Source organism: Aeromonas sp. 3P (genome assembly GCF_051919745.1).
Classification (GTDB): Bacteria; Pseudomonadota; Gammaproteobacteria; order Enterobacterales; family Aeromonadaceae; genus Aeromonas; species Aeromonas veronii.
This window is the reverse complement of record NZ_JBQBED010000001.1, coordinates 3,760,256-3,778,623: the sequence shown is the minus strand read 5'-3', so window position 1 is coordinate 3,778,623 and position 18,368 is coordinate 3,760,256. Positions and strand designations below refer to the sequence as shown.

Genomic DNA, 18,368 nt, shown 5'->3' with positions numbered 1-18,368 from the left:
TTGAAAAGCACGACCATCCCCTCCCCCGGATTGCGGGGCATGCAGAGATGGCATATCTGATACGCGGGATACAGAACATCAGAGCGACTTTCTAATGGTAACGAGCACGGGTTGGTCTATCGGTTTGACCGCGGCTCAATACAGAGTCGTTTGGCAAGTATATGGTGAGGGATCGGCAGAGACAGTGAAAGAGGGGGAAATTAATCAGCCTGCTATCCACTCATCGTCTGGCGGATACGGGTCAAGGTTCAGGGTGTCACGCTTTCATAACAACCATCCATAACAACCATCGCGGGAGTCCGGGCTCCCGCGATGGTTGCCGATAACGGCAATTAACGGTCGCGATTCAACGCGATCAGACGATCAAGAATCGTCTCACCATCGGCACGCAAACCGTTATGCTCATATTCATTGGTGATCCAGGCGCGACTGTTGCCAAGCCCACGCAGAGTTTCGCGACTGTAGTCAAACTCCACATACATATCCTCGGCATAAACGGCGCATGCTACCGGCACCTGGTTGCGGGCCAGCAGGGCCGGATTATAGAGCGCCCCCCAGTCCGCCTTGTTGGCCAGCAGATGAGCCGCCTCTTTCAGGGGCAGCAACTCGCGGAACTGCTCGAACATCCAGGGGTAAACCATCTCGCCGGTGAAGGCGAAATCCTTGCCGGGCGCCCAGTTCACCGCAGGACACTCTCCTCTGACCCGATCCGCCGCCCAGCGAGTCGCCTCCCCTTCGGCGTAGATAGCCTCGTGCAGAATGGCAAACAGCGGGTTGGTATTGAATGGCTGCATGCTCTGCACCTGATAGAGAAAGGCCGGGCTCAGCTTGTCGCCGATAAAGGCCTCTTCCAGCAGGTAATAAAGCTCCTCAAAGGCACCCGTAGCACCGAGATCCAGCCCCTGCTGCTGGAACTGCTCCACCGTCAGGCGCTGGCCGTTGGGCAGTCGCACATCATGCTGGTGCAGATGGTTGGCCAGCCGGTTGGCAATCCCCTGAGCATGGGGGAAGCGGGCGAAGAAGGCTCGGTTCTTGTCAGCCACCCGCTGGTAGGTGGCGCGGTAAACCTCCTCGGCGCTGCGGCCAATCGGCGCGATGCCGCCGGTGATATAGACCTCCCGCAGGCTATCGGGGAAGAGCGAGAGATAGGTCAGGCAGCAAAAACCACCAAAGCTCTGACCAAGCAGGCTCCAACGATGCTTGGGGCAGAGCTCCTGCCGGATGAACTCGGCATCTTGCACTATGCTGTCGGCGCGAAAATGGCCGAGATACTCCGCCTGCTCGGCCGGGGTCATTTTGGCCAGAATCTGCCCGTGGATGGGGCTCGACATCCCGGTGCCACGCTGATCCAGCAGCAGCACTCGGAACTCCTGCAACGCCCGCTTGAGCCAACCACTATTGGCCGTCGGGCGCGGCGCCCCGAATCCCGGCCCACCTTGCAGAAACAGCAGCCAGGGCAACTTCTCATCGAGCTTGTCTTTACGGCAGAGGGTGCGGGCAAACAGGGTAATGCTGTCGCCATCAGGCTCATCATGATCGAGGGGAACAGTAAAAAAGTGCGGCTCGCAATGAATGCCGTCCAGTACATAGCTCAAGGGGCTGTTCATCTGGGATCTCTCCGTCAGGATGGGAACATCATTGATCCCATCATATCCCCGCCCGGCCACAGGGTCACTCCAGTTTTCCAAAATGTTAACAATGGCTTAAAGGTCGAAACATCACCCGACAAGCAGCTCTTCAACAGTGCTGAATTAATTGTTTTGCAGGGGAGATTGACGCTATGGCGCCATTCAACAAAGATGGCTCGCCTGCACAGGAGTGCAGCCATTCAGGCCGACAAAATGGATAAGGGAATGTGATGAAACCGAAGTGGATCAGGGCCAGAAAAAGAGAGAAGAAGCCATGCCCTGGCAGCATGCTGCAAACCGGAATGCTGCTGTTCAGTGCCACCTGTGGCGCGACGCTCTTTTTGGCCGCATGCAACAGCAACTAGAAATGAAAAAGCCCGCTCGATTGAGCGGGCTTTTCGAATTTGGCTCCTCCTACTGGACTTGAACCAGTGACATACGGATTAACAGTCCGCCGTTCTACCGACTGAACTAAGGAGGAATTATGGTGCCCAGAGACGGAATCGAACCGCCGACACGGGGATTTTCAATCCCCTGCTCTACCGACTGAGCTATCTGGGCAACGGCGCGCATTAAACCCTTTCCAGCGCAGAGTGTCAACCATGATGACACGATAAAAAGTGCGTTCGCTCAACAACCGAACGAAGCGACCATTTATTATCCATTCCAGTCCCGTTTCACGCACTTGCTGGCCTCTGAACACCCTGCAGTCTGCGCCAATATGATGGAAATTCGAGGTTCAGTGGGTCCGCCGCATTGAGCCGAATCCACTCTGCGAGTATGCTTTGCCGCAATGATACCGCCTGGAGGCAACATGAGTCTGAATATGCAAGAGTGGCGTGATGAGACCACCGAGATCGTCAACGAACTGCTGGCCGATGGCAGCAATCCCGATGCGGATTACGACATCGAGCACCACTTCGCCTGCCAGGATTTCGACCGTCTGGAAAAAGCAGCGGTTGACCTGTTCAAAGCCGGTTTTGAAGTGACCGATGCCGAAGAGATGGAGCTGGATGACGGCGCCACCATCTTCTGCTTCGATGCCACCATCGAGTGCAAGCTGAATGTCGAAGCGATCGTCGCCGATATCGCCAAGATGCTGCCCATCCTGGAAAAATATGGGGTGGATTACGATGGCTGGGGCACCTACTTCCAGGATTGATCCTGCCTCCATCGTAAAACAACAAGGCCACCTTGCGGTGGCCTTGTTGTTTCTGACGATCTCTCACACCAGATAGCTGGCAGCAAACTCCGCCGGCGGCAGGGGGCGACTGAACAGATAGCCCTGTAGCCGATCACACCCCGCCTCGGTCAGCCACAACTGCTGCTCGGGTGTCTCTACCCCTTCGGCGGTGATCCGGATCCCAAGCTCATGGCCCAACCCGATGACCGAACGCACTATAGCGGTGGTCGCGCTATTGCTGGCGAGCCCCTGAGTGAAGCTGCGATCTAGCTTGAGGGTCGCCACCTGCAAACGTGGCAGATAGGCCAGCGAGCAGTAACCGGTACCAAAGTCGTCGATGGCCAACTGAAAACCGGCGGCGATCAGGTTGTCGAGGTTGGTCTCAATCTCGTCGGCGTTCTCCATCAACACCCCTTCGGTGATCTCCAGCTCCAGTTGACTGGCCTTGAGACCATGGCGAGCGATGCAGGCAGAGACCCGCTCACAGAGCGCCGGATCACGGAACTGCAGCGGCGAGAGGTTGATGGAGAGCACCATATCCGGCTGCGCAGTTTGCCACTGCGCCAGCTGGGCACAGCCCTGCTCCAGCATTAACTGGCCAAGCTGACCGATGATCCCCATCTCTTCCGCCAACGGAATGAATTCGTCGGGGGAGATCATCCCAAGCTCGGGATGGGGCCAGCGACAGAGCAGCTCGGCGCCATGCAGCCGGTGGGTGCGGGTACAGATGATGGGCTGATAGACGGCAACCAGCTGGGCGGACTTGATGGCGAGCGGCAACTGGGCGGCGATCAACTGACGCCGCTTGAGCCGGGCATGCAGCTCGGGATCAAACAGGGTGCAGTACTGCTGCTGCCGTTTGCCCTGCGCCAGCGCAGCCTCGGCATGACTGAGCAACCGCTCGGCATCGCTTGCCCGCCCCTGAGCCAGCCCCAGAAACACCGGGATCTGGATGCGATGATCTTCCACCTGATAGTGCTCCATCAACTGCTGCTGCAGATGCTGGCTCCACCCCTGCAATGGCTCGTTGAAGTCCGGCAGCAGCAGGCTGAAGTCATCGGCAGCGACCCGACAGAGCAGGGAACGCGGCGGTACCAGCTGCTGCAACCGCTTGGCCACCTGGCTCAGCAAGCGGTCGGCAATCCGGATCCCGAAGCGATCGTTGATTTCACGAAAATGGTGCAGATCGACCAGCACCAATGTGGCACTGCGTCCCCCAAGATGGCGGCTGGTCTGCAAGAACCGGGAGAGTTTGAGCAGCCCGGTCAGACTGTCGTAGTGCTGCTCCTGCTGCAACTGCGCCTGAGTGGTGCGCAGGCCGGTGATGTCACGCCCCAGCGTCAGGATCCCGAGGGAGTGGCCGTCACCATCGGGGACATCGACCCGGGTGATCTCCATGTGTCGCCCCTGCCCGCTGGCATCCAGCAGACAACACTCGCCATGACCCATCCCCTGCGGCGCCGCCAACCGGAACGGCAGTTGCTGACCCAGCACCTCATCCGCCCCCTGGCCGATAAAGTCGAGGAATGCCTGATTGCACTCCAGCAATACCCCGTTGTGATCATCGAAACGGATCAGGTCAGGAATGGCATCGAGCAGAAAACGCTGCAACAACTGCTGCTTTTTGACCGTCTGTTCCAGGCTCTTGCGCTGGGCAATCTCGTTAACCACCCCGAATACTGCGCACGCCTCTCCCTGCGGGGTGTAAAGAGGCACCTTGTGCACCTCCATCCAACAGGTATTCCCACCCCGGTTGCAATGGAGCTGCTGATACAGCATCGGCACGCCTCCGGCAAGCAGCTGCTCATCCTCACTGCGAAAGAGATCGCCCCATGGCATATCTGCATCTGTCTTGCCGACAATCTCGGCAGGCGACTCCAGCTTGGCTTCACGGGCGAACTCACGATTGGCGAACAGGTAACGCCCATGACTATCTCGACAGAAGATACTCATTGGCAATTGGTCGATGATCTGCTGCAGCAGATCCGGGGTGAGCATGTTGGTCACAGGGGTGCTTATGGAGGAATTTCGAGCAAATCTATGATAGCAAACCAATTTTGTAAAGCACCCCGATCACCTCCCCATAACATCGAACGCTGGATGGTTGCTGACAGAGATTGTCGCTCCGGCGATAATAGGCGCCGGTTGGCCAATGGCCTGGTGATATGGACGAGAGAAACAAGATGAAAAAGATTATGGGGAGCGCATTGGCGCTGCTGCTGGTTGGTTGTGCTGGTGACAATAACGGCGGTGAGGAGTATCGCTACAACCCGCCAATTGCCAAGGCAACCAACAACACTCAGGAAATGGCGATCCCGGTGGATCTGGTGTGGGCTCGCGCCGAGAAGTGGTTCACCGATCACGGCCTCACCATCGAAAACAGCCAGCGTGGCTCCGGCCTGATGACCGCCAACGTCAACCAGTCAGCCGACGGGCTGGAGTGGCTGGACTGCGGAACTATGGGTTCCAAAGTTGCACTGGGCAACCCGAACCTGCAGATCAACCTGATCATCACCCAGAGCGGCAACAGCAGCGTGGCCACGGTCAACGTCAAGGGCAACACCGAGCTGTTCTTCGTTGAGTCCTCAGGCGAACGCGTACCGGCCCCGTCCATCAAGCCGGTCTGCGTCTCCCGCGGCACCCTGGAGCAGAGCCTGTTCGCCACCCTCGGCAACTGATTTCTCTTCCTTGCAAAGATAAAAAAAGCGGCAGATTGCTCTGCCGCTTTTTTATTGCGTAGTTGTTAGTGCTTACTGTTTATCAATATCGAGCATGTTGTTGGCCAACATGTAATCGATCACCTGGCTAGCCGTTGCACCACTATTACCGGTCAGAGAGCCAAAAGTGTGACCAGACAACACAATCTCCTGGGTCACAGAACCACCCACCGAATCGCTAACCTTGAGATGCACACCTTGGCTATCTGCAGACACAGACAACAGACTTTTAAGCAATGACTCCGTTTTAGACCCATCATGATCCAGCAGGTCACTCAGATCCAGCTTGTCGCGCAGCGTAGGATCACTCAGGCTCGGTTTGAAGTCCGTGACAGTATCAACGGCAGGATTGCTGGCACTCGCATCTCCCTGACTCCATACGAAGAAATCTTTACCTTCGCCGCCAGTCAGAATGTCGTTACCCAAACCACCATACAGTTTGTCACTGCCAGTGCCGCCATAAAGGATATCGTTGCCATCATCACCATAGAGCTCATCGTTGCCACCCTGGCCAAACAGGATATCGTCACCAAGGCCACCGTGCAGCTTGTCGTTCCCCCCTCGGGTATCGCCCGCCACATCCAATGAGTTGGCATTCCCCTTGATGTACTCGTAAAGCTCAAGGGAGCTGGGTGCATAACCATTTTTCAAGGTCAGGAACTGGGTCAGACCATCCAGCCCCTTGCCATTGACCCAGTCTGCCGGCTTGGTCGGGTTGCCAGCCGTGCCCCACGGCAGGTGATCGGTATTGATGGCATCCCCGAACAGAATATCGTTACCCGCACCACCGTGCAGGACATCGACCCCCACTTCAGCAGGTGTATTGGTGGTCGAACTGCCAACCAGCACAGCCTTAAGCTGATCTGCCGTGGTGATGATGTCGGGTTGGCCAACCGGCGGACGCCCGCCCATCACCTTGTTCAGATTGTCGATCAGCAGCGTGGCAGAATCCCCTCTATCATCCTCATTTACAGTGAATACGTAGCGGTAATCCCCCGCCGCCAACGCACCGCTGTTGACTGTTCCGGCCGAGGTCACCGCGGCACCCACGTTCTCCCAGGCAGAGCCATTCCAGCGTTGCAGTTGCACCGAGAAAGTGTCTCCGCGGCCGAAATCATTACCCGTACTCAGATCGAAGCGCAGGCCGGTCCCCGCCGCCACTGTCAGCTTTTCGCTTCTAAACACTGACACACCATTATCACCCTTATCCGTCAGCGTCAGACGGCCGCCGGAGATATCAACCGAGCCCGAGCTATCGCCGGTCTTGCTCCAGCTACTCGCGCTCCACGGCCCTGTATTGCCGGAAAAATCATTCAGCAACTGAGCGTTCTCATATTTACTGCCAGAACCGACCACCTTGGTATTGTCGAAATACGCCAGGTTCCCCTGCGTCACGCCATTACCGATGCCGATCGCCTTGACCTCGCTCTGGCCGGACAGATTCGCAAAAGCATCGATGGCCTTCTGCATATCGATATCGTCGGTTGTGCCACCACTGCCCGAAGTATCCCCGTTATAAACCGTCGGGTTACCGTCAGTCAGGAAGTAGGTCAGGTTCTCGAACGTTTTCCCGCTGCCACTGCCCGGCTGGCTGTTGAACCACGCGGCAGCCTTGATAAAGGCATCCTCGTAGTTGGTCGCCCCGTCGGCCTTCAACGAGCTAAGCTTGTCGATAAAATCCTGCAGTTTTTCTTTACCGCTCTTCGACAGGTCGTTAATCGTCAACAGCGAACTCGCCGAGGTACTAAAGCCAATGAGCGTCACGTTAACGACACCATCATGGCCTGCCAGCTGATTGGCCAACGCTTTCAGGGCGTTAATCGTCAAGGTCATTCTGTCCTGACCTGCAGGCGGGTTTTCCCTTCCATCCAGGCCAAATTTCATACTGCCTGATGTATCTACAATCAGGGCGATATTGTAGTTTTTGCCCGGTTCAACCGAGGTCTTGATACCACCTATATCTCCCAGCAATACATCATCACCACGCCCACCCTCGACAGGTTTGTCTGACGTACCATTGTCCCCATTCGGGTTAGTGGGCTTGACCATAAAGCCGGTATCCGCTTCGGTATATTTCACTTCACCGGCTATTGGCAGACCATCCATCTCATACTCTTGCGAGCCTGCCTTGACCGTCACCTTGAGGTTCTCGCTACCGGTCGGCAACTCCACCTGCAGCGACACTTTCCCGTCTTGATCCAGCATGCTGGCCGGCACCTTCCAGCTGCCGTCGGCCTGCAGGCTGCCGCCTTGCACCACGGCCCCAGTCGGCAGGCCGGTAATGGTCAGATCGGTGAAGCGCTCGCTGCCGTCGATATCTTTCAAGTCGACATCAACCTTCAAGGTCGCCAGATCAGCTACTTTAGTCAGATTGCCATTCTTGAACTCATACTTGCCATCTTGCAGGTAAAGAGTCTCAACACTGTAAAAATCATGGAAGGGTCTGTTGGACCCAGCATTGGTACCTGTATAAATCAGTCGATAATCAAATTGATTTGGCGAACCGCCCATCACCAGCTGAAAATCCTTCATTGAGCCTGGGACATAGGCCACATCTTTCCCGTCCCAACCGTAATAGGTCGTGGACGCCTTCAGGCTTTGCGCAATCAGCATGTCATCGCCAGCACCAGCATTCAGAGTGACCGACGCAGTAGCATTCTTACCGCCAATCAAGATGTCATCCCCATCACCACCATCCAGGTTGTCAGTGACACTGCCACCACCGATCAGAATATCGTTACCAGTCCCACCATCGGCCTCAAAATGGAAACCTGTGCCGTACTTGATGGTGTCGTTACCGCCACCGCCATTAACTCGGCTGCCATTGGTAACCAGATAATCATCCTCTGTGGTCGGCGATCTAGACGGTGTCTTGCCATTCAGGTCGGACAGAATCTGCTCTACCTTAGCCGCCCCCGGCACAAACCCGCCACTCACCAGCTCAACCTTCAGCGTCACGCCGTCAACCACCGGCTTGATATCGACCACAAAGGTCGCATTACCACTACTGTTTACCCCGTCGCTCACCTGATAGCCGAACGACGCATAATCCCCCAGCTTGTTGCCAACCCCACCTGAACCTGCGCCACTATCCGCCGACCCGCTCGCCTCATGCGGATCAGGCTTGAACTGCAGCTTGCCGGCGGCGATTTCTGCCTGAGTAAATACCTGATTTTCAACCACAGCCAGCCAGTTACCGTCGTCATCCTTGTACTGCAGCACTCCGTCCGCCGGCAGCGAAGTGATCTTGATCGACAGCTTGTCCGCAGCGGTATCGACATCGCTAGCCTTGAAGTCGCTCCACTTCAAAGTAAGCGGCATATCTTCTTCACCCTGGGCATAACCACCGGAGGTAGTAGGCGCGTCGTTCACTGGGGTGACAGTGATATTGACGATGGCGCTGTCGGTATCGCCGTCAGTATCCTCGACCTCATAGTCAAAGCTGATGTTACCGTTGAAATCCTTGCTCGGCTTGAAGGTCATGCTGCCATCGGCGGCAATCTCCACGACCCCGTCCTTGACCGCGATGCTCTGGGCACCGCCAGTCAGCGCCACACCGTTGATGGCGACAACCTTCAGCCCGCCATCCGGCGCCTTGTCGTTGGCCAGCAGGCTCAGACTCACCGAGCCATCTTCGTTGACGGTGTACTCGTCATCGACCGCATCGACCAGATCATCAACGTTGTTGACAGTGATATTGACGATGGCGCTGTCGGTATCGCCGTCAGTATCCTCGACCTCATAGTCAAAGCTGATGTTACCGTTGAAATCCTTGCTCGGCTTGAAGGTCATGCTGCCATCGGCGGCAATCTCCACGACCCCGTCCTTGACCGCGATGCTCTGGGCACCGCCAGTCAGCGCCACACCGTTGATGGCGACAACCTTCAGCCCGCCATCCGGCGCCTTGTCGTTGGCCAGCAGGCTCAGACTCACCGAGCCATCTTCGTTGACGGTGTACTCGTCATCGACCGCATCGACCAGATCATCAACGTTGTTGACAGTGATATTGACGATGGCGCTGTCGGTATCGCCGTCAGTATCCTCGACCTCATAGTCAAAGCTGATGTTACCGTTGAAATCCTTGCTCGGCTTGAAGGTCATGCTGCCATCGGCGGCAATCTCCACGACCCCGTCCTTGACCGCGATGCTCTGGGCACCGCCAGTCAGCGCCACACCGTTGATGGCGACAACCTTCAGCCCGCCATCCGGCGCCTTGTCGTTGGCCAGCAGGCTCAGACTCACCGAGCCATCTTCGTTGACGGTGTACTCGTCATCGACCGCATCGACCAGATCATCAACGTTGTTGACAGTGATATTGACGATGGCGCTGTCGGTATCGCCGTCAGTATCCTCGACCTCATAGTCAAAGCTGATGTTACCGTTGAAATCCTTGCTCGGCTTGAAGGTCATGCTGCCATCGGCGGCAATCTCCACGACCCCGTCCTTGACCGCGATGCTCTGGGCACCGCCAGTCAGCGCCACACCGTTGATGGCGACAACCTTCAGCCCGCCATCCGGCGCCTTGTCGTTGGCCAGCAGGCTCAGACTCACCGAGCCATCTTCGTTGACGGTGTACTCGTCATCGACCGCATCGACCAGATCATCAACGTTGTTGACAGTGATATTGACGATGGCGCTGTCGGTATCGCCGTCAGTATCCTCGACCTCATAGTCAAAGCTGATGTTACCGTTGAAATCCTTGCTCGGCTTGAAGGTCATGCTGCCATCGGCGGCAATCTCCACGACTCCGTCCTTGACCGCGATGCTCTGGGCACCGCCAGTCAGCGCCACACCATTGATGGCGACAACCTTCAGCCCGCCATCCGGCGCCTTGTCGTTGGCCAGCAGGCTCAGACTCACCGAGCCATCTTCGTTGACGGTGTACTCGTCATCGACCGCATCGACCAGATCATCAACGTTGTTGACAGTGATATTGACGATGGCGCTGTCGGTATCGCCGTCAGTATCCTCGACCTCATAGTCAAAGCTGATGTTACCGTTGAAATCCTTGCTCGGCTTGAAGGTCATGCTGCCATCGGCGGCAATCTCCACGACCCCGTCCTTGACCGCGATGCTCTGGGCACCGCCAGTCAGCGCCACACCGTTGATGGCGACAACCTTCAGCCCGCCATCCGGCGCCTTGTCGTTGGCCAGCAGGCTCAGACTCACCGAGCCATCTTCGTTGACGGTGTACTCGTCATCGACCGCATCGACCAGATCATCAACGTTGTTGACAGTGATATTGACGATGGCGCTGTCGGTATCGCCGTCAGTATCCTCGACCTCATAGTCAAAGCTGATGTTACCGTTGAAATCCTTGCTCGGCTTGAAGGTCATGCTGCCATCGGCGGCAATCTCCACGACCCCGTCCTTGACCGCGATGCTCTGGGCACCGCCAGTCAGCGCCACACCGTTGATGGCGACAACCTTCAGCCCGCCATCCGGCGCCTTGTCGTTGGCCAGCAGGCTCAGACTCACCGAGCCATCTTCGTTGACGGTGTACTCGTCATCGACCGCATCGACCAGATCATCAACGTTGTTGACAGTGATATTGACGATGGCGCTGTCGGTATCGCCGTCAGTATCCTCGACCTCATAGTCAAAGCTGATGTTACCGTTGAAATCCTTGCTCGGCTTGAAGGTCATGCTGCCATCGGCGGCAATCTCCACGACCCCGTCCTTGACCGCGATGCTCTGGGCACCGCCAGTCAGCGCCACACCGTTGATGGCGACAACCTTCAGCCCGCCATCCGGCGCCTTGTCGTTGGCCAGCAGGCTCAGACTCACCGAGCCATCTTCGTTGACGGTGTACTCGTCATCGACCGCATCGACCAGATCATCAACGTTGTTGACAGTGATATTGACGATGGCGCTGTCGGTATCGCCGTCAGTATCCTCGACCTCATAGTCAAAGCTGATGTTACCGTTGAAATCCTTGCTCGGCTTGAAGGTCATGCTGCCATCGGCGGCAATCTCCACGACCCCGTCCTTGACCGCGATGCTCTGGGCACCGCCAGTCAGCGCCACACCGTTGATGGCGACAACCTTCAGCCCGCCATCCGGCGCCTTGTCGTTGGCCAGCAGGCTCAGACTCACCGAGCCATCTTCGTTGACGGTGTACTCGTCATCGACCGCATCGACCAGATCATCAACGTTGTTGACAGTGATATTGACGATGGCGCTGTCGGTATCGCCGTCAGTATCCTCGACCTCATAGTCAAAGCTGATGTTACCGTTGAAATCCTTGCTCGGCTTGAAGGTCATGCTGCCATCGGCGGCAATCTCCACGACCCCGTCCTTGACCGCGATGCTCTGGGCACCGCCAGTCAGCGCCACACCGTTGATGGCGACAACCTTCAGCCCGCCATCCGGCGCCTTGTCGTTGGCCAGCAGGCTCAGACTCACCGAGCCATCTTCGTTGACGGTGTACTCGTCATCGACCGCATCGACCAGATCATCAACGTTGTTGACAGTGATATTGACGATGGCGCTGTCGGTATCGCCGTCAGTATCCTCGACCTCATAGTCAAAGCTGATGTTACCGTTGAAATCCTTGCTCGGCTTGAAGGTCATGCTGCCATCGGCGGCAATCTCCACGACCCCGTCCTTGACCGCGATGCTCTGGGCACCGCCAGTCAGCGCCACACCATTGATGGCGACAACCTTCAGCCCGCCATCCGGCGCCTTGTCGTTGGCCAGCAGGCTCAGACTCACCGAGCCATCTTCGTTGACGGTGTACTCGTCATCGACCGCATCGACCAGATCATCAACGTTGTTGACAGTGATATTGACGATGGCGCTGTCGGTATCGCCGTCAGTATCCTCGACCTCATAGTCAAAGCTGATGTTACCGTTGAAATCCTTGCTCGGCTTGAAGGTCATGCTGCCATCGGCGGCAATCTCCACGACCCCGTCCTTGACCGCGATGCTCTGGGCACCGCCAGTCAGCGCCACACCATTGATGGCGACAACCTTCAGCCCGCCATCCGGCGCCTTGTCGTTGGCCAGCAGGCTCAGACTCACCGAGCCATCTTCGTTGACGGTGTACTCGTCATCGACCGCATCGACCAGATCATCAACGTTGTTGACAGTGATATTGACGATGGCGCTGTCGGTATCGCCGTCAGTATCCTCGACCTCATAGTCAAAGCTGATGTTACCGTTGAAATCCTTGCTCGGCTTGAAGGTCATGCTGCCATCGGCGGCAATCTCCACGACCCCGTCCTTGACCGCGATGCTCTGGGCACCGCCAGTCAGCGCCACACCGTTGATGGCGACAACCTTCAGCCCGCCATCCGGCGCCTTGTCGTTGGCCAGCAGGCTCAGACTCACCGAGCCATCTTCGTTGACGGTGTACTCGTCATCGACCGCATCGACCAGATCATCAACGTTGTTGACAGTGATATTGACGATGGCGCTGTCGGTATCGCCGTCAGTATCCTCGACCTCATAGTCAAAGCTGATGTTACCGTTGAAATCCTTGCTCGGCTTGAAGGTCATGCTGCCATCGGCGGCAATCTCCACGACCCCGTCCTTGACCGCGATGCTCTGGGCACCGCCAGTCAGCGCCACACCGTTGATGGCGACAACCTTCAGCCCGCCATCCGGCGCCTTGTCGTTGGCCAGCAGGCTCAGACTCACCGAGCCATCTTCGTTGACGGTGTACTCGTCATCGACCGCATCGACCAGATCATCAACGTTGTTGACAGTGATATTGACGATGGCGCTGTCGGTATCGCCGTCAGTATCCTCGACCTCATAGTCAAAGCTGATGTTACCGTTGAAATCCTTGCTCGGCTTGAAGGTCATGCTGCCATCGGCGGCAATCTCCACGACCCCGTCCTTGACCGCGATGCTCTGGGCACCGCCAGTCAGCGCCACACCGTTGATGGCGACAACCTTCAGCCCGCCATCCGGCGCCTTGTCGTTGGCCAGCAGGCTCAGACTCACCGAGCCATCTTCGTTGACGGTGTACTCGTCATCGACCGCATCGACCAGATCATCAACGTTGTTGACAGTGATATTGACGATGGCGCTGTCGGTATCGCCGTCAGTATCCTCGACCTCATAGTCAAAGCTGATGTTACCGTTGAAATCCTTGCTCGGCTTGAAGGTCATGCTGCCATCGGCGGCAATCTCCACGACCCCGTCCTTGACCGCGATGCTCTGGGCACCGCCAGTCAGCGCCACACCGTTGATGGCGACAACCTTCAGCCCGCCATCCGGCGCCTTGTCGTTGGCCAGCAGGCTCAGACTCACCGAGCCATCTTCGTTGACGGTGTACTCGTCATCGACCGCATCGACCAGATCATCAACGTTGTTGACAGTGATATTGACGATGGCGCTGTCGGTATCGCCGTCAGTATCCTCGACCTCATAGTCAAAGCTGATGTTACCGTTGAAATCCTTGCTCGGCTTGAAGGTCATGCTGCCATCGGCGGCAATCTCCACGACTCCGTCCTTGACCGCGATGCTCTGGGCACCGCCAGTCAGCGCCACACCATTGATGGCGACAACCTTCAGCCCGCCATCCGGCGCCTTGTCGTTGGCCAGCAGGCTCAGACTCACCGAGCCATCTTCGTTGACGGTGTACTCGTCATCGACCGCATCGACCAGATCATCAACGTTGTTGACAGTGATATTGACGATGGCGCTGTCGGTATCGCCGTCAGTATCCTCGACCTCATAGTCAAAGCTGATGTTACCGTTGAAATCCTTGCTCGGCTTGAAGGTCATGCTGCCATCGGCGGCAATCTCCACGACCCCGTCCTTGACCGCGATGCTCTGGGCACCGCCAGTCAGCGCCACACCGTTGATGGCGACAACCTTCAGCCCGCCATCCGGCGCCTTGTCGTTGGCCAGCAGGCTCAGACTCACCGAGCCATCTTCGTTGACGGTGTACTCGTCATCGACCGCATCGACCAGATCATCAACGTTGTTGACAGTGATATTGACGATGGCGCTGTCGGTATCGCCGTCAGTATCCTCGACCTCATAGTCAAAGCTGATGTTACCGTTGAAATCCTTGCTCGGCTTGAAGGTCATGCTGCCATCGGCGGCAATCTCCACGACCCCGTCCTTGACCGCGATGCTCTGGGCACCGCCAGTCAGCGCCACACCGTTGATGGCGACAACCTTCAGCCCGCCATCCGGCGCCTTGTCGTTGGCCAGCAGGCTCAGACTCACCGAGCCATCTTCGTTGACGGTGTACTCGTCATCGACCGCATCGACCAGATCATCAACGTTGTTGACAGTGATATTGACGATGGCGCTGTCGGTATCGCCGTCAGTATCCTCGACCTCATAGTCAAAGCTGATGTTACCGTTGAAATCCTTGCTCGGCTTGAAGGTCATGCTGCCATCGGCGGCAATCTCCACGACCCCGTCCTTGACCGCGATGCTCTGGGCACCGCCAGTCAGCGCCACACCGTTGATGGCGACAACCTTCAGCCCGCCATCCGGCGCCTTGTCGTTGGCCAGCAGGCTCAGACTCACCGAGCCATCTTCGTTGACGGTGTACTCGTCATCGACCGCATCGACCAGATCATCAACGTTGTTGACAGTGATATTGACGATGGCGCTGTCGGTATCGCCGTCAGTATCCTCGACCTCATAGTCAAAGCTGATGTTACCGTTGAAATCCTTGCTCGGCTTGAAGGTCATGCTGCCATCGGCGGCAATCTCCACGACCCCGTCCTTGACCGCGATGCTCTGGGCACCGCCAGTCAGCGCCACACCGTTGATGGCGACAACCTTCAGCCCGCCATCCGGCGCCTTGTCGTTGGCCAGCAGGCTCAGACTCACCGAGCCATCTTCGTTGACGGTGTACTCGTCATCGACCGCATCGACCAGATCATCAACGTTGTTGACAGTGATATTGACGATGGCGCTGTCGGTATCGCCGTCAGTATCCTCGACCTCATAGTCAAAGCTGATGTTACCGTTGAAATCCTTGCTCGGCTTGAAGGTCATGCTGCCATCGGCGGCAATCTCCACGACCCCGTCCTTGACCGCGATGCTCTGGGCACCGCCAGTCAGCGCCACACCGTTGATGGCGACAACCTTCAGCCCGCCATCCGGCGCCTTGTCGTTGGCCAGCAGGCTCAGACTCACCGAGCCATCTTCGTTGACGGTGTACTCGTCATCGACCGCATCGACCAGATCATCAACGTTGTTGACAGTGATATTGACGATGGCGCTGTCGGTATCGCCGTCAGTATCCTCGACCTCATAGTCAAAGCTGATGTTACCGTTGAAATCCTTGCTCGGCTTGAAGGTCATGCTGCCATCGGCGGCAATCTCCACGACCCCGTCCTTGACCGCGATGCTCTGGGCACCGCCAGTCAGCGCCACACCGTTGATGGCGACAACCTTCAGCCCGCCATCCGGCGCCTTGTCGTTGGCCAGCAGGCTCAGACTCACCGAGCCATCTTCGTTGACGGTGTACTCGTCATCGACCGCATCGACCAGATCATCAACGTTGTTGACAGTGATATTGACGATGGCGCTGTCGGTATCGCCGTCAGTATCCTCGACCTCATAGTCAAAGCTGATGTTACCGTTGAAATCCTTGCTCGGCTTGAAGGTCATGCTGCCATCGGCGGCAATCTCCACGACCCCGTCCTTGACCGCGATGCTCTGGGCACCGCCAGTCAGCGCCACACCGTTGATGGCGACAACCTTCAGCCCGCCATCCGGCGCCTTGTCGTTGGCCAGCAGGCTCAGACTCACCGAGCCATCTTCGTTGACGGTGTACTCGTCATCGACCGCATCGACCAGATCATCAACGTTGTTGACAGTGATATTGACGATGGCGCTGTCGGTATCGCCGTCAGTATCCTCGACCTCATAGTCAAAGCTGATGTTACCGTTGAAATCCTTGCTCGGCTTGAAGGTCATGCTGCCATCGGCGGCAATCTCCACGACTCCGTCCTTGACCGCGATGCTCTGGGCACCGCCAGTCAGCGCCACACCGTTGATGGCGACAACCTTCAGCCCGCCATCCGGCGCCTTGTCGTTGGCCAGCAGGCTCAGACTCACCGAGCCATCTTCGTTGACGGTGTACTCGTCATCGACCGCATCGACCAGATCATCAACGTTGTTGACAGTGATATTGACGATGGCGCTGTCGGTATCGCCGTCAGTATCCTCGACCTCATAGTCAAAGCTGATGTTACCGTTGAAATCCTTGCTCGGCTTGAAGGTCATGCTGCCATCGGCGGCAATCTCCACGACCCCGTCCTTGACCGCGATGCTCTGGGCACCGCCAGTCAGCGCCACACCGTTGATGGCGACAACCTTCAGCCCGCCATCCGGCGCCTTGTCGTTGGCCAGCAGGCTCAGACTCACCGAGCCATCTTCGTTGACGGTGTACTCGTCATCGACCGCATCGACCAGATCATCAACGTTGTTGACAGTGATATTGACGATGGCGCTGTCGGTATCGCCGTCAGTATCCTCGACCTCATAGTCAAAGCTGATGTTACCGTTGAAATCCTTGCTCGGCTTGAAGGTCATGCTGCCATCGGCTGCAATCTCCACGACTCCGTCCTTGACCGCGATGCTCTGGGCACCGCCAGTCAGCGCCACACCGTTGATGGCGACAACCTTCAGCCCGCCATCCGGCGCCTTGTCGTTGGCCAGCAGGCTCAGACTCACCGAGCCATCTTCGTTGACGGTGTACTCGTCATCGACCGCATCGACCAGATCATCAACGTTGTTGACAGTGATATTGACGATGGCGCTGTCGGTATCGCCGTCAGTATCCTCGACCTCATAGTCAAAGCTGATGTTACCGTTGAAATCCTTGCTCGGCTTGAAGGTCATGCTGCCATCGGCGGCAATCTCCACGACCCCGTCCTTGACCGCGATGCTCTGGGCACCGCCAGTCAGCGCCACACCATTGATGGCGACAACCTTCAGCCCGCCATCCGGCGCCTTGTCGTTGGCCAGCAGGCTCAGACTCACCGAGCCATCTTCGTTGACCTCGTAGCTATCGTTTACCGCATCGACCGGGTCATCAATCTCCACACTGCCATCGTCGGTCGCAGTGCCGGTGTTACCAGCCGGGTCAGTGACACTGGCATCCACCTTGTAGCTCCCTTCCGCCAGCGGGGTAGTGACATCCACGCTATAGCTGCCACCCGGTTGCACGATGGCGGTCAGGGTCTGCTGGTTGCCGTTGGCATCGGTCACGACCAGGGTAACGGTACTGCCCGCCGGGGCATCCGTCGTACCGGTAATGGTCGGGGTGGTGTCGTTGGTGTTGTCTGGGGCGTTCACGGTGATGGATGGTGGAACGCCATCAAACAGGATATCGTCCTCACCACCAAGGGCATCCCCTATGGGGGCTGTATCTGCGGGGTTATCGGTATCAAACCCGGCTTCGGCAATGGTTGCATCACCGGTACGGTCGATGGTGACAAAACCACCGTTGCCACTGGCACCGGCGACCCCCCCAATACCGCCACCGCCGGCAGCAGGCGCACCGCCTGCTGCGGAGGCTTCAAAAGCCTGGGTCGGGTCAGCCCCACCCAAAATGGCCTGTTGCAGAGCACTGATATCATCAGGAGTACCTGCAGCACCGTTTTGCGCCAACTGGGGGGCATCCCCCTCTTCGGCAGGCTCACTCTGTTCGCTGGCCGGTTGCACAGTGAACGACTGTCCGCCCCCCATGAAACTGGCGCCATCCGGCGACATGATCACCGCCCCTTTCGGCAGCACATCACCTTCAGCCAACAGCTTCCGGCTGCCATCTTCGGCAACCAGATAAATTTGTCCTTTAAGTTGGGTTACGGTTACGCCCTGTTCCAAGGTAACGGCATTGGTAATCATGTTCTC

General features: G+C 57.3%; 5 protein-coding genes and 2 tRNA genes. 2 read left to right on the top strand and 5 right to left on the bottom strand.

Annotated elements, in window-relative coordinates; translation table 11 throughout:
* Positions 1–332: 332 nt before the first annotated feature.
* The 3 genes from ACTG19_RS17535 to ACTG19_RS17525 form a co-directional block, all read right to left on the bottom strand.
* Complete coding sequence (locus tag ACTG19_RS17535; RefSeq protein ID WP_439989336.1) at positions 333–1,607, bottom strand: alpha/beta hydrolase; 1,275 nt, start codon at positions 1,605–1,607, stop codon at positions 333–335.
* Positions 1,608–2,033: 426 nt separating this feature from the next.
* Positions 2,034–2,109: transfer RNA gene (locus tag ACTG19_RS17530), tRNA-Asn, on the bottom strand.
* Between the two features lie 4 nt (positions 2,110–2,113).
* Positions 2,114–2,189 (bottom strand) — tRNA-Phe (locus ACTG19_RS17525).
* Positions 2,190–2,454: 265 nt separating this feature from the next.
* On the opposite strand from ACTG19_RS17525, the gene rraB reads away from it, so the two are divergent.
* A complete protein-coding gene (gene rraB / locus ACTG19_RS17520; RefSeq protein WP_026034893.1) occupies positions 2,455–2,790 on the top strand; it encodes a ribonuclease E inhibitor RraB in 336 nt (111 codons plus the stop codon).
* 63 nt (positions 2,791–2,853) lie between these two features.
* On the opposite strand, the gene ACTG19_RS17515 is transcribed toward rraB, so the two are convergent.
* On the bottom strand, positions 2,854–4,809 hold the full coding sequence (locus ACTG19_RS17515) for a sensor domain-containing protein (protein ID WP_429118351.1): 1,956 nt from the start codon (positions 4,807–4,809) through the stop codon (positions 2,854–2,856).
* A gap of 185 nt (positions 4,810–4,994) precedes the next feature.
* On the opposite strand from ACTG19_RS17515, the gene ACTG19_RS17510 reads away from it, so the two are divergent.
* Positions 4,995–5,489, top strand: coding sequence for a hypothetical protein (locus tag ACTG19_RS17510; RefSeq protein WP_005335330.1), 495 nt, complete (start codon positions 4,995–4,997; stop codon positions 5,487–5,489).
* A gap of 72 nt (positions 5,490–5,561) precedes the next feature.
* Here the strand turns inward: ACTG19_RS17510 and ACTG19_RS17505 are convergent, their stop codons facing one another.
* On the bottom strand, positions 5,562–18,362 hold the full coding sequence (locus ACTG19_RS17505; RefSeq protein WP_439989335.1) for a retention module-containing protein: 12,801 nt from the start codon (positions 18,360–18,362) through the stop codon (positions 5,562–5,564).
* Positions 18,363–18,368 lie beyond the last annotated feature (6 nt).

What these genes read in the sequence shown, in the direction of transcription:
- ACTG19_RS17535 (WP_439989336.1), bottom strand. Translation starts at nt 1,607, where the DNA reads ATGAACAGCCCCTTGAGCTATGTACTGGACGGCATTCATTGCGAGCCG.
- rraB (WP_026034893.1), top strand. Translation starts at nt 2,455, where the DNA reads ATGCAAGAGTGGCGTGATGAGACCACCGAGATCGTCAACGAACTGCTG.
- ACTG19_RS17515 (WP_429118351.1), bottom strand. Translation starts at nt 4,809, where the DNA reads ATGCTCACCCCGGATCTGCTGCAGCAGATCATCGACCAATTGCCAATG.
- ACTG19_RS17510 (WP_005335330.1), top strand. Translation starts at nt 4,995, where the DNA reads ATGAAAAAGATTATGGGGAGCGCATTGGCGCTGCTGCTGGTTGGTTGT.
- ACTG19_RS17505 (WP_439989335.1), bottom strand. Translation starts at nt 18,362, where the DNA reads ATGATTACCAATGCCGTTACCTTGGAACAGGGCGTAACCGTAACCCAA.